At 70.5% G+C, this 12,074-nt stretch carries 12 protein-coding genes; 10 read left to right on the top strand and 2 right to left on the bottom strand.

Annotated elements, in window-relative coordinates; translation table 11 throughout:
* From VFL64_RS20915 to VFL64_RS20895, 5 genes are all read left to right on the top strand, one after another.
* Positions 1 to 421: tripartite tricarboxylate transporter substrate-binding protein (locus VFL64_RS20915; RefSeq protein WP_489542316.1), on the top strand; the 421-nt coding region annotated here is incomplete at its 5' end.
* Positions 418 to 1,326, top strand: a complete 909-nt coding sequence (xerD, locus tag VFL64_RS20910; RefSeq protein WP_489542315.1) for a site-specific tyrosine recombinase XerD — start codon at positions 418 to 420, stop codon at positions 1,324 to 1,326. The genes VFL64_RS20915 and xerD, both read left to right, overlap by 4 nt.
* Before the next feature lie 75 nt (positions 1,327 to 1,401).
* The gene (locus VFL64_RS20905) at positions 1,402 to 2,217 is read left to right on the top strand and encodes an alpha/beta hydrolase (RefSeq protein ID WP_489542314.1); all 816 of its coding nucleotides are present in this window, start codon (positions 1,402 to 1,404) and stop codon (positions 2,215 to 2,217) included.
* A 43-nt stretch (positions 2,218 to 2,260) separates the two neighbouring features.
* On the top strand, positions 2,261 to 3,565 hold the full coding sequence (locus VFL64_RS20900) for a pseudouridine synthase (RefSeq protein WP_489542313.1): 1,305 nt from the start codon (positions 2,261 to 2,263) through the stop codon (positions 3,563 to 3,565).
* A gap of 185 nt (positions 3,566 to 3,750) precedes the next feature.
* The gene (locus VFL64_RS20895) at positions 3,751 to 4,878 is read left to right on the top strand and encodes an ABC transporter substrate-binding protein (RefSeq protein ID WP_489542312.1); all 1,128 of its coding nucleotides are present in this window, start codon (positions 3,751 to 3,753) and stop codon (positions 4,876 to 4,878) included.
* Here the strand turns inward: VFL64_RS20895 and VFL64_RS20890 are convergent.
* Both VFL64_RS20890 and VFL64_RS20885 read right to left on the bottom strand, forming a co-directional pair.
* Complete coding sequence (locus VFL64_RS20890; protein ID WP_489542311.1) at positions 4,857 to 5,759, bottom strand: PA2778 family cysteine peptidase; 903 nt, start codon at positions 5,757 to 5,759, stop codon at positions 4,857 to 4,859. The two genes, VFL64_RS20895 and VFL64_RS20890, sit on opposite strands and share 22 nt — an antisense overlap.
* Positions 5,760 to 5,842: 83 nt before the next feature.
* Positions 5,843 to 6,247, bottom strand: coding sequence for a PA2779 family protein (locus VFL64_RS20885; protein ID WP_489542310.1), 405 nt, complete (start codon positions 6,245 to 6,247; stop codon positions 5,843 to 5,845).
* A gap of 71 nt (positions 6,248 to 6,318) precedes the next feature.
* Here VFL64_RS20885 and VFL64_RS20880 point away from each other — a divergent pair, with 71 nt between their 5' ends.
* The 5 genes from VFL64_RS20880 to VFL64_RS20860 are packed head-to-tail and all read left to right on the top strand — an operon-like array spanning position 6,319 to position 11,943.
* Positions 6,319 to 6,609: a hypothetical protein gene (locus tag VFL64_RS20880; RefSeq protein WP_489542309.1), complete on the top strand. Its 291-nt coding sequence runs from the start codon at positions 6,319 to 6,321 to the stop codon at positions 6,607 to 6,609.
* A gap of 23 nt (positions 6,610 to 6,632) precedes the next feature.
* Positions 6,633 to 7,862, top strand: coding sequence for a multidrug effflux MFS transporter (locus tag VFL64_RS20875; RefSeq protein WP_489542308.1), 1,230 nt, complete (start codon positions 6,633 to 6,635; stop codon positions 7,860 to 7,862).
* Positions 7,859 to 8,809 carry a tRNA (adenosine(37)-N6)-dimethylallyltransferase MiaA gene (miaA, locus tag VFL64_RS20870; RefSeq protein WP_489542307.1) on the top strand — a complete coding sequence of 317 codons (951 nt, stop codon included), beginning with the start codon at positions 7,859 to 7,861 and terminating at the stop codon, positions 8,807 to 8,809. Before VFL64_RS20875 ends, miaA begins: the two co-directional genes overlap by 4 nt.
* Positions 8,802 to 9,458, top strand: a complete 657-nt coding sequence (locus VFL64_RS20865; RefSeq protein WP_489542306.1) for an ABC transporter ATP-binding protein — start codon at positions 8,802 to 8,804, stop codon at positions 9,456 to 9,458. The genes miaA and VFL64_RS20865 overlap by 8 nt, the downstream gene beginning before the upstream one ends.
* Before the next feature lies 1 nt (position 9,459).
* Entirely contained in the window at positions 9,460 to 11,943 is a 2,484-nt protein-coding gene (locus VFL64_RS20860; RefSeq protein ID WP_489542305.1) for an FtsX-like permease family protein, read from the top strand.
* Positions 11,944 to 12,074 lie beyond the last annotated feature (131 nt).

Raw genomic sequence — 12,074 nt, 5'->3', positions numbered from 1 at the left:
CCGCGGCGCCGGCCCGGCACTCAACGACACGGTGGCCGGCCAGGTGCCGATGATCTTCGACAACCTGCCCTCGGCCCTGCCCTTCATCAAGGACGGCAGACTCATCGCCATCGTGGTCGCCGCACCCACGCGCCTGGCCGTGCTGCCCAACGTGCCCACGTTCAAGGAAGTGGGGCTTGAGCCGGTGAACCGCATGGCCTACTACGGCATCTACGGCCCCAAGGGGCTGCCGAAAGACATCGTCGAGAAGATCCACAGCGCCGTGAAGAAAACCGTTGACGACCCGAGCGTGAAGAAACGCATCGAAGACACCGGCTCGCTGATCGTGGCCAACACGCCCGAGCAGTTTGCAGACCAGATCAAGGCCGAGTTCGAGGTCTACAAGAAGGTCGTTGCGCAACAGAAACTGCAACTCGATTGACGGCATCTGCGCTTGCCGCCAGCCACAGTGCGATCGACCGCTTCATCGACGCGCTGTGGATCGAGGATGGCCTCTCGGCCAACACCCTCGCCGCCTACCGCCGCGACCTGACGCTCTACGCACAGTGGCTGGCACAACAAGGCCCGGGCAAGGCGCTCAACGACACGCTCAAGCCCGACCTCGAAGCCTATGCGGTCGAGCGCAAGGACACCAAGTCCACCAGCTCGAACCGCCGCCTCACGGTGTTCAAGCGCTACTTCCGCTGGGCCTTGCGCGAGCACCTGGTCCAGGCCGATCCGACGCTGCAGCTGCTGAGCGCCAAGCAGCTGTTCCGCTCCGTCAAGACACTGACCGAAGCGCAGGTCGAAGCCCTGCTCGCCGCGCCCGACACCGGCGTGCCGCTCGGCCTGCGCGACCGCACCATGCTGGAGTTGATGTACGCCAGCGGCCTGCGCGTGAGCGAACTCGTCGGTCTGAAGAGCGTGCACCTGAGCCTGTCCGAAGGCGTGCTGCGCGTCACCGGCAAGGGCGCCAAGGAGCGGCTCGTGCCCTTCGGCGAAGAGGCGCATGCCTGGCTCACGCGCTACCTGGCCGAGGCGCGCGCCGAGATCCTGCACGGGCAGGCAAGCGACGCGCTCTTCGTCACCGCGCGCGGCGGCCCGATGACGCGGCAGATGTTCTGGCAGCTCATCAAGAAGCACGCGCTGCAAGGCGGCGTGCACGTGCCCCTGTCGCCACACACGCTGCGCCACGCCTTCGCCACGCACCTGCTGAACCACGGCGCCGACCTGCGCGCGGTGCAGATGCTGCTCGGCCATGCCGACATCTCCACCACCACCATCTACACCCACGTGGCGCGGGAGCGGCTGAAATCGCTGCACGCACAGCATCACCCGCGAGGTTGACTCAAGTCATTCCCTCGATCTCGCTAGCGTGAATCGGGGATGTGCGAAGCATGGCCTCGCGCGGAACATGGCGCCATGTCACTCCTCCACGCTCCCACCTGCACGCGCTGGCTCGATGCGCTGGAGCGCCGGCTCATCTTCGCGCCGCCGGAGATGCACCCGAGCCCGCAGCGCAATGCGCTGCGCCGCGCTCAGGACAGCGAGGTGTGGATCAGCTTCCGCTCGGCCATCACCCAGGCGCCTGCCATGCTGCACGGCGAGTGGCACGCGCACCGCAATGCCGATGCCCCGGCCTTGCTGTTCCTGCACGGTGCGCGCTCCGACCTCTGCCACAGCATCGAGCGCATCCACCACCTGCAGGAACTGGGCTTCGGCGTGCTGGCCATCGACTACCGCGGCTTCGGCAAGAGCGGCCGCGAGCTGCCCTCAGAGGCCATGGCCTGTGAAGATGCCCACGCCGCCTGGCAGTGGCTCGCGCGGCATCAGCCGAGCAAGCAACGCTACGTGTTCGGCCATTCGCTGGGCGGTGCGATCGCCATCGATCTGGCGGCCGACGTGAGCGATGCCGCGGGCCTGATCGTCGACAGCAGCTTCACCTGCCTGGCCGACGTGGTGCAGCACTTCAACTGGGGCTGGCCGCCGGTGCTGCGGCGGATCACGCAGCGCTTCGACGCCATCCGCAAGATCGCCTCGGTGCGTGCGCCGGTGCTGGTGGTGCATGGCGACGAAGACCGGCTCATCCCGCCTGCTCTCGGCCAGGCCTTGTGCGACAGCGCCACGGCGCCCAAGCGCTTCGTGCTCGTGCGCGGCGGCTCGCACCACGACACGCATGCCAAGGGCCACGGGCCCTATCGGCAGGCCTTGCAGGAGTTGTTCGGCCTGCCCGCCTGACGGGCTCGCATGTTCCAATTGGTGTCGCAACCCACACGACACCATGGCCACGCTCAAACTGAAGAAGCCCGCCGGCCCCAAGACCACTTCGCCCAAGCCGGCGCGCGCGCCCGTGCGCGGCACCGGCTCCGGCGTACAGAAGCGCCCCACCCTGGCCGAAGCCCAGGCGCAGCGCGCCGAGCGTGAGGCGCGATACCAGGAACAGCTGCGCCAGCGCTTCGGCGACAAGCCGCCTGCGGGTTTCGCCCGCCGCGGTGAACCCGAGCCGCAACGCCCGCCCCGCCGGCGTGACGAGCGGATCGAGCGTGATCCGCGCGATCTGCGTGACCCTCGCAATGCGCGCGATGCCCGCGATGCCCGCGATGCCCGCGACACCCGGGCCCCCCGCAACGTGCGCGACGACCGCCCACCGCGCCGCCCACCCCAACCAGGCCCTGGCCCGCGCCCGGGCACCAACACCGCCTTCGGCGCGCGGCCCGCACATGCTCCCCCGGCCCCTCCACGCCGCCCGCCGCCCCAGCGCGCACCGCGCTTCGAGCGCGATGACGACGACGAGGCGCCCTTCCACCCCGAGCAGCCCGGCAGCATGCGCCTGTCCAAACGCATGAGCGAGTTGGGCATCGCCTCGCGCCGCGAGGCCGACGAGTGGATCCCCAAGGGCTGGGTGCGCGTGGACGGCAAGGTCGTCACCGAGCTGGGCTCGCGCGTGATGCCGGGGCAGCTGATCAGCATCGAGGCCAAGGCACGCGACGCGCAGGCCATGAAGGTGACCGTGCTCATCAACAAGCCGGTCGGCTATGTGAGCGGCCAGGCCGAAGACGGTTACGAACCGGCCTCTGTGCTCGTCACGCCGCAGAACCAATGGCGGGAAGACCGCTCGGGCATCCGCTTCCTGCAAAGCCACCTGCGAGGCCTGGCACCCGCCGGCCGGCTCGACATCGACTCCGTCGGTCTGCTCGTGCTCACGCAGGACGGCCGCATCGCCAAGCAGCTGATCGGCGAAGACAGCGAGGTCGACAAGGAGTACCTGGTGCGCGTGAGCACGCTCGATGGCCAACCCCTGCCTGCCGACAAGCTCGCGCTGCTCAACCACGGCCTGGAGCTCGACGGCCAGGCACTGCGCCCGGCCTTGGTGGAATGGGCCAACGACGACCAGCTGCGTTTCGTGCTGCGCGAAGGCAAGAAGCGCCAGATCCGCCGCATGTGCGAGCTGGTCGGCCTGAAGGTGCTGGGCCTCAAGCGCGTGCGCATCGGCAACGTGATGCTGGGCGACCTGCCGCCCGGCCAGTGGCGCTACCTGCGAGGCAACGAACGCTTCGCCGAGCTCCCAAGCCAAGGCAGCAACTGAGGGAGATTCCCCCGTCTTCGTATCCGGTCGTAACAATCCCTCTTGGGTAAACCCACCCCTCCTCTCCCCCGCAAACAGGGGGGTTGAAGACTTGCACGGCCGTTCAAAACGGCAACAAACAGACACGACGTAACACCTCGATTGAGCGGCTAATGCGCAGGTCGCAGGCAATGAGGAAGCACGTCATGAAGCGCAGGGATCTGTTGTTGGGTGGTCTGGCCGGCAGCGTCGTTTCGGGGTTCCCCGGCATCGCGCGGGCCCAACCCAGCGTCATCAAGTTCGGCCAGTCGGCCGCCCTGAGCGGGGCCAGCGCCGAGAAGGGGCGTGACATCCGCGCCGGCATCGCGGCGGCCTTCGAGGCCGCCTCCAAGGCCGACGGTGGCCGCGGCCCGCGCTTCGAGCTGATCACGCTGGACGACGCCGGCTCGCCCGAGCGCTGCACGCAGAACGTCAACACCTTGCTCGGCTCCAACGTCACCGCGCTGATCGGCCTGACCAGCGGCACCGGTGCCGAGGCCGCGATGGGCGCCATCGACGCCAGCCAGATGCCCCTGCTGGGCACGGCCAGCGGCAGCATGGGCCTGCGCAGCGAGAAGGCCGTTTCGGCCTACCACGTGCGCGCCGGCTACGACCTCGAGTTCAAGCGCATGGTGGCTTACGTGAAGGAACGCGCCCTGTTGCGCGTGGGCCTGGTCTCGCTGAAGGAGACCAGCGCCGCCAACCTCGCCGCCATGACGGGCGCCCTCACCGCGGCCGGCATCGCGCCCAAGGAAACGATCACCATCGAGCAGACGCCGGCTGCCTTCCAGGCCGCCTCCGAGCAGCTGATGAATGCCAACCTCGACTGCGTGCTCTTCGTCGCCAACGCGGCGCCGGTGAGCGCCATCATCGACCAGATGAACACGGCCAAGTACCGCGGCCTGTTCTACGCCTCGTCGATGGCCGGCCAGGATCTGATCGAGGCCCTGGTGGCCCGCAAGCAGAGCGCCATCATGAGCGTGGTGGTGCCCCGCCCCACGGCCATTGGCCTGCCGGTGGTGAGCCGCTGCCAGCAGGACCTGCTGGCCATGGGCAGCGACCTCAAGGTGAGCGTGACCACGCTCGAGGGCTACATCAGCGGGCGCATCGCGGTGGAAGCCGCACGCAACGCCATGAAGACCACCGCCGTGAACAAGCGCAGCCTGAAGGACGCGCTCAGCACCCTGCGCGCCGACCTGGGCGGCTACACCGTGCAGTTCGCGCCCGGCAGCACGCAGGGCTCCAAGTACGTGGACCTGGTCGCGCTCGACCGCTACGGCAAGCTGGTGGGCTGAGCCAACTCGCGGGCCCGCGCACCCCAGCGCGGGTCATCCACCGCGTTGCGCGCGGCCGCCAACGCAGCCTCGCGCTCACCCAGTTCCATCAGCACCTGGGCCAGGTTGACCCAGGCCGCGCCGCTGCCGTGCTGCTCGGCCGCAACGCGGAACACCTCGGCCGCACGCCGCTTGTCGCCCGCCGCATAGGCTGAGTTGCCCAGGCCGATGGCCAATGTGAGGTTGCCCGGCCAGCGTTGCAGCGCGCTGTCGTACACGCGCACGGCCTGCGCCGGTATGGCGCTGCGCTCGAAGCCCACGGCCGCCTCCACCACCGCGGCCGGCTGCGCCGTCACCGGCCACTGCCCCGGCGGCAGGGCGACGAAGGCCCAGAACCCCGAGCGCGCCCAGGTGTGCTCCAGCGTGCGCATGCGCAGCCGCTCGCGCCGCGTGGTGCCCGAACGCAGCAGCACCTCGCCGCTGTCGACGTCGTAGCCGACCAGCACGGCGTAGTGCCACACCGGCACGAAACTCAGGCCCAGGTTCTGCAGCAGCACCACCACATGGCCAGCGGCCACTTCGCGCAAGACGGCTTCGAGCGTGCCGGGGATCTGCGTGGCCACGGCGCCATGCCGTCGCGCGCCGGCCAGCATCTCGGTCTGCAGGCTGCCGCTGCGCGCGGGCAGGAAGACCTGTTCGCCGAGCTCCACCGGCGAGGCACTCAGGCCAACGGCACCCAGCGCCGTGGCAAGCGCGGCCGGGCCGCATTGGTAGGCCGTTTGAGGATAGAACGGAGTGGCCGCGAGTTCGGCGCGGCGCGGCAGGTCAGCAGGCGCGCCGGACTGCAGCGCTGAGGTCTGCACGGCACAGCCCGCGAGACACATCACCATCCACACCGTCATCCCGGCGAACGCCGGGATCCACCGGACGCAAGCTCGCCTCTCGTTGCCGTGGATCCCGGCGTTCGCCGGGATGACTGGGTGGGTCACTCTGCCTTCGTGACGAACGGGAAGATGCGCGTGAAGCCCAGGATGTCGGTGAACAGCAGGATCACGAACACCAGGATCACGGTGCCCACGAGTTCGCTCGCGCCGGCGGGCGCCTGGTCGATCTCCGCGGCCAGGCGCACGGCTTCGGCGTCGGTCAGCGCCTGCACGCGCGAACGGGCCTGCTCGATGCTCACACCGCGCTCGGCCAGCAGGGCGGCCACGTCGTCGCGCTCCAGCACGGCCAGCAGGTGGGCGCGCTCGTCGGCGGCGCCGTGCAGCCCCACGCTGGCGGCCACCTGTTCGGTGCTGATCAGGCCGGCGGCCTGGGCAGATGGGACGAAGCCGGAAAAGCTGAGGCCAACGGCGACAAGGAAGGCGATGAGACGCCGGCTTCTGGACATGAACTGCTCCTGCACGCGAACGGGAAAGGCCGTCATCCTAGCAACCACCCGAACGGACCGAGAATGCGGGGATGTCGTTTGCTGAGTCGTTTTCCACTGAGTTCATGTTCGCGGCGGGCGTGGCCGCCGCTGCGTTCCTCGCCGGCCTGCTTTACCTGCGCTCGCGCGCCCGGCGCACCCGCAGCGTCGGGCTCAAGGTGGCCGGCGGGCCAAAGAACATGCGCTTCAAGTGCGCGGGCTGTTCCGGCCAGTTCACCCACTCGCGCCAGACCCTGGCGAGTTGGGAGCGCGGCAATCGCACCTTCTACTGCAAAGCCTGCCGCACAAAGGCCAACGGCGAGAAGCGGCGCACGCGCAGATGAACCAATCGCGGTAGGCTCGCCGGATGACTTCCAAAACGGCCATGGGCCCGGCCACCGTGGTGGTGGTGCTCACGCTCCTGCTGGGCGTTCAGCCCATCACCACCGACCTGTACCTCCCCGCCTTGCCCACGCTCACGCGCGAATTGCAGGCTTCGATGTCATCGGCCCAGCTCACGCTGTCGGTCCTGATGATCTGCTTTGGCATCGGCCAACTCGTGTGCGGTCCGCTGGCCGACCGCTTCGGGCGCCGGCCGGTGCTGCTGGTGGGCCTGTCCCTCTACACCCTGGCCAGCGCCTTGAGTGCCGCGGCACCCAGCATGGGCTGGCTGGTGCTGTGGCGCGCGCTGCAGGGCGCAGCCATGGCGGCGGCAGTGACGGGCGGGCGATCCATCGTGCGCGACCTGTACGCCCCGCACGACGGCGCGCGCGTGATGTCGCGCGCCCTCACCGGCCTGGGCTTCATCGCCATGATGAGCCCGCTGTTGGGCGGGCTGGCGGTGCAGTGGATGAACTGGCATGCCGCGCTCGCGGTGCCGGCCGTCTTCGGTGCCCTCGCGCTGTGGGTGATCTCGGCACGCTTCGAGGAGACCGCGCCCCAGCTCAACCCCACGGCGACACAGCTCGCGCCCATCCTGCGCAACTGGGCCGGCGTGCTGCGCGACCGCTGCTTCCAGGCCTGGGTGACGCTCTCGGCCTTCACCTACGGCGGGCTGTTCTTCACGCTGGCCGGTTCGTCCTTCGTGTTCATCGAGGTGTTGGGCACCTCGCGCGTGGCCTACGGCGCCTTCCTCTTCTCCAGCTCGGTGGCCTACGTGGCGGGCACCTTCCTGTGCCGGCGCCTGCTGCTTGCGCGCGGCCTGCGCGGCGCCGTGGCGGTGGGTGGCGGGCTCTCGCTGGCCGGCGGCCTGAGCATGGCCGCATTGAGCCTCGCGGGCGTGCACAGCGTCTGGGCCATCGCGCTGCCCCAGTGGCTCTACGCACTTGGCCACGGCATCCACCAGCCCTGCGGCCAGGCCGGTGCCGTCGGGCCCTTCCCCGAGAAGGCCGGCACCGCCGCCTCGCTCTCGGGTTTCGCCATGACGCTGAGCGCCTTTGCGGTGAGCTGGTGGCTGGGCCGCCACCTCGACGGCACGGTCTACCCGCTCACGCTGGGCATCGGCGCGTTCAGCGTCGGCGTGGCTGTCACAGCCTGGACGCTGGTGCAATGGCACGGCGACCCCTACGCCCACCACCACCATCCCAAGCCGGCATGACGCGCCCCTTCAACTACCTGTGCCTGGCCGGCCCCACCGCCTCGGGCAAGACCGCGGCGGCACTTGCCATCGCCGACGCCCTGGCGGCCACGCGGCCGGTGGAGATCATCAGCGTCGACTCCGCGCTGGTCTACCGCGGCATGGACATCGGCACCGCCAAGCCCAGCGCCGAGGAGCGCGCGTGCGTGCCGCACCACCTGATCGACATCATCGAGCCGAGCGAGGCCTACTCGGCCGCGCGCTTCGTGGTCGACGCGCAGCGGCTCATTGCCGAGATCACCTCGCGCGGCCACCTGCCGCTGCTGGTGGGCGGCACCATGCTGTACTTCAAGGCGCTGTTCGAAGGGCTCGACGCCATGCCCGCGGCCGACCGCGCGGTACGCGCCGCCTTGAGCGAGCAGCTCGAACGCGAAGGCCTGCACGCGCTCTACCGCGAGCTGCAGCGCGTGGACCCGGTCACCGCTGCCCGCCTCAAGCCTGCTGACCAGCAGCGCATCCAGCGCGCACTGGAGGTCTACCGCGTGAGCGGCCAGCCGCTGTCATCCTTCCACAGCGAAAAGGCTGCCGTTGCCACGCCGCCGCTGATCTCGCTCGAACCTGCCGACCGCGCCTGGCTGCACCAGCGCATCGAGGCGCGCTTCCACCAGATGCTGGAGCAGGGCCTGGTCGATGAGGTGATCGCGCTCGAAGCCCGCGGCGACCTGCATGCCGACATGCCCTCCATGCGCTGCGTGGGCTACCGCCAGACCTGGGAGGCGCTGGCAGCCGACGACCTGAGCGAGCTGCCCGAGCGCGGCGTGGCGGCCACGCGCCAACTCGCCAAGCGCCAGATCACCTGGCTGCGCAGCATGCCGCAGCGCCACGTGGTGGCCTGCGACGGGCCGCATGCCCAGGCCGAGGCCGTCGCCCTCGCACTGCACCTGGTGTCCGAGCAGGTCGATGGCTGAACTGCTCGCCGTGCATGGCCTCGCCAAGCACTATGGCGAGGCGGCGGTGTTCAGCGGCGTCGACCTGCAGGTGGCACGCGGCGAGTTCGTCGCCATCCTCGGCGAGTCGGGCGTGGGCAAGTCGACGCTGCTCAACTGCATCGCGGGGCTCGACACCGTGGACGCCGGCTCGGTGCACATCGCCGGCACCTGCATCACCGCACTCGGCGAAGCCGAGCAGGCGCTGTTCCGGCGCCGGCACCTGGGCTTCGTGTTCCAGGCCTTCCACGTGCTGCCGCACCTGAGCGTGGCGCACAACGTCGGCCTGCCTTTGCTGTTGCAGCGCCAGGCCGACGACGCGCGCGTCGATGCCTTGCTCGCGGCCGTGGGCCTGCAAGGCCTCGGGGCCCGCCTGCCGCAAACACTCTCGGGCGGCCAGCTCCAGCGCGTGGCCCTGGCGCGCGCGCTGGTGCACCGCCCGCAACTCATCCTGGCCGACGAGCCCACCGGCAACCTCGACCCGGCCACCGCCGAGAAGATGATGGACCTGCTCGCCGCCCAGGTGCGCGAGCACCACGCCGCCTGCGTCCTGGTGACGCATTCGCGCGCGGCCGCCGCGCGCGCCGACCGCGTGCTCACGCTGACCGCGCGGGGCATGGAAGAGCGCTGAGATGTTCGCCTTGCTGCGCCACCTCTCGTGGCCGGAACTGCGGCACCACCCGTGGCGTCACTTGGCCGCCTTGCTCGCGGTGGTGCTTGGCGTGGCGCTGGCCTTCTCGGTGCAGTTGATCAACCAATCGGCCCTGAGCGAGTTCAGCGCCGCGGTGCGCTCGGTCAACGGCCAGCCTGACTTCGAGCTCCGCGCACAGCGCGGCGGCTTCGACGAGGCGCTGTACGAGCGCGTCGCGCGTCACCCGCAGGTGGCCTGGGCCAGCCCGGTGATCGAGATCGACACGCAGGCCGTCGACGCGCAAGGCCAGCGCCTGCCCTTGCGCGTGCTGGGCCTCGACGCGCTGGTGGCCGCCACGCTGTCGCCTGGGCTGATGCCGCGGCCCGGCGAAGGCGTGGACCGCTTGGCCGTGCTCGACCCGCGTGCGCTCTTCGTCAACGCCAGCGCGCAAGCCCGACTCGGCCCCTCCGTGCGTTTGCAGACCACCACCGGCCTCACCGAGCTGCACGTGCTCGGCAGCGTGACGGCCGGCGGACCGCCGCTTGCGGTGATGGACATCGCCGGCGCGCAGGAGCAGTTCGGCTGGGTCGGCCGGCTGAGCCGCATCGACGTGCGCCTCGCGCCCGGAGCCGACCGCAGCGCGGTGCTGCAGGCGCTGGCGCTGCCCGACGGCGTGCGCGCCGCATCGCCCGACGAGTCGGCGCAGCGTGTCTCCAACGTCTCGCGCGCCTACCGCGTCAACCTCACCGTGCTGGCGCTGGTGGCGCTGTTCACCGGGGCCTTCCTGGTCTTCTCCATCCTCTCGCTCTCGGTGGCCAAGCGGCAGCCGCAGTTCGCGCTGCTCGGCGTGCTGGGCCTGGGGGCGCGCGAGCGGCTGCACCTGGTGCTGGCCGAATCAGCCGTGCTCGGCGTGGTGGGCAGCCTGCTCGGGCTCGCGCTCGGCACGATGCTCGCCGCACTCGCACTGCGCTTGCTGGCCGGTGACCTGGGCGGTGGCTACTTCCCTGGCGTGGCGCCGCGCCTGCAGTTCAGCGCCGGGGCGGCCGTGGTCTACGGCCTGCTCGGCGTGGCCGCGGCGGTGGTCGGTGGCTGGGTACCGGCACGCCAGGCACAGCGCCTTGCACCCGCCCAGGCGCTCAAGGGACTGGGCAGTCGGGCGGGTGGTTCCTCGCGCTGGCTCGGCCCTGCGTTGCTGCTCGCGGGCGGCGTCCTCGCCTTGCTGCCGCCCATCGCCGAGATCCCGCTCGCCGCCTACGCCTCGGTGGCCTGCCTGCTGCTCGGCGGCATCGCCTGCGTCCCTGCCGGCGTGGCTTGGCTGCTGCAGGCCGTGCCGCCGGCGCGCCACGCATTGGTGCTGCTGGCGGTGGAGCGCGCACGGCACGAGCGCCAGACCGCACCCATCGCCGTGGCCGGCGTGGTGGCCAGCCTGAGCCTGGCGGTCGCACTCACGGTGATGGTGACCAGCTTCCGGGACTCGATGACGCACTGGCTGGACAGCGTGCTGCCCGCGGATCTCTATGTGCGCGCGGCCACCGGCGACGTGCTCACCCTGCCACCCGCTCTGCTGCAAGGCGCTGCCACCTTGCCCGGCGTGCTGCGCACGAGCACCCAGCGCACCACCGGCGTGCAACTGGCGCCCACGCGCCCCGCCGTCGCGCTGCTCGCGCGGCCGCTGGCCAACGGGCCGCAGGAACTGCCGCTGGTCGGCGAGCTGCGCGATCTGCCGCCCGGCGAGACAGCCGCCTACGTGAGCGAAGCCGTGGTCAGCCTGTACGGCGCCGCACCGGGCAGCCGGCTGATGGTGCCGCTGCCCGATGGCCGACAGGCGCAGGTCTTCGTGCGCGGCGTGTGGCGCGACTACGCCCGCCAGCACGGCGCCATCGTGCTGCATGCGAACGACTACCAGCGCCTTAGCGGCGACACGCGCGTCAACGACCTGTCCCTGTGGTTGCAACCCGGCGCCGACCTGGCCTCGGTGCAACGCGCCTTGCGCACGCTGGCCGAAGCCGACGGCACGGCAGTCGACTTCGCCAGCGCCGGCGAGCTGCGCGCCGTGTCGCTGCGCATCTTCGACCGCAGCTTCGCGGTGACGTACTGGCTGCAGGCCGTGGCCATCGCCATCGGCCTGTTCGGCATCGCCGCCAGCTTCTCGGCCCAGGTGCTCGCGCGGCGCAAGGAGTTCGGCCTGCTCGCCCACCTGGGCCTCACGCGCAGCCAGGTGCTCACGGTGGTGGCGGCCGAAGGCGCGGTGTGGACGGCCACCGGCGCCCTGCTCGGCCTGGCGCTAGGCCTGGCGGTGAGCGTGGTGCTGGTGAAGGTCGTCAACCCGCAGAGCTTTCACTGGACCATGGACTTGCTGCTGCCATGGGCGCGCCTGGCGGCGCTGTGCGCAGCGGTGATGGCGGCCGGCACGCTGACCGCGTGGCTCGCGGCACGCAGCGCGGCTACGCGCCAGATGGCGCTGGCGGTGAAGGAAGACTGGTAACGCGGCCGCGCCGCGGGCCTGTTCAGTCGGGCGTCTGCAGCGCGTCCTTGAGCAGGCGTTCCATGCGCTTCAGGTAGTCGGCGTGGTTGGTGGCATGGAAGAAGCCGTGCCCTTCTTCGCTGTAGTAGGCC

The sequence above is a fragment of the Rhizobacter sp. genome (assembly GCF_035702065.1).
In the GTDB taxonomy this organism is placed as follows: Bacteria; Pseudomonadota; Gammaproteobacteria; order Burkholderiales; family Burkholderiaceae_C; genus Rhizobacter.
Note: the sequence above shows the minus strand (reverse complement) of the source record. Positions and strands in the feature narration are given on the sequence as shown.

Bases quoted from the DNA above. Each gene is read 5' to 3' on its own strand.
- VFL64_RS20905 (WP_489542314.1), top strand. From the start codon at position 1,402: ATGTCACTCCTCCACGCTCCCACCTGCACGCGCTGGCTCGATGCGCTG.
- VFL64_RS20900 (WP_489542313.1), top strand. From the start codon at position 2,261: ATGGCCACGCTCAAACTGAAGAAGCCCGCCGGCCCCAAGACCACTTCG.
- VFL64_RS20895 (WP_489542312.1), top strand. From the start codon at position 3,751: ATGAAGCGCAGGGATCTGTTGTTGGGTGGTCTGGCCGGCAGCGTCGTT.
- VFL64_RS20890 (WP_489542311.1), bottom strand. From the start codon at position 5,759: ATGACGGTGTGGATGGTGATGTGTCTCGCGGGCTGTGCCGTGCAGACC.
- VFL64_RS20885 (WP_489542310.1), bottom strand. From the start codon at position 6,247: ATGTCCAGAAGCCGGCGTCTCATCGCCTTCCTTGTCGCCGTTGGCCTC.
- VFL64_RS20880 (WP_489542309.1), top strand. From the start codon at position 6,319: ATGTCGTTTGCTGAGTCGTTTTCCACTGAGTTCATGTTCGCGGCGGGC.
- VFL64_RS20875 (WP_489542308.1), top strand. From the start codon at position 6,633: ATGACTTCCAAAACGGCCATGGGCCCGGCCACCGTGGTGGTGGTGCTC.
- miaA (WP_489542307.1), top strand. From the start codon at position 7,859: ATGACGCGCCCCTTCAACTACCTGTGCCTGGCCGGCCCCACCGCCTCG.
- VFL64_RS20865 (WP_489542306.1), top strand. From the start codon at position 8,802: ATGGCTGAACTGCTCGCCGTGCATGGCCTCGCCAAGCACTATGGCGAG.
- VFL64_RS20860 (WP_489542305.1), top strand. From the start codon at position 9,460: ATGTTCGCCTTGCTGCGCCACCTCTCGTGGCCGGAACTGCGGCACCAC.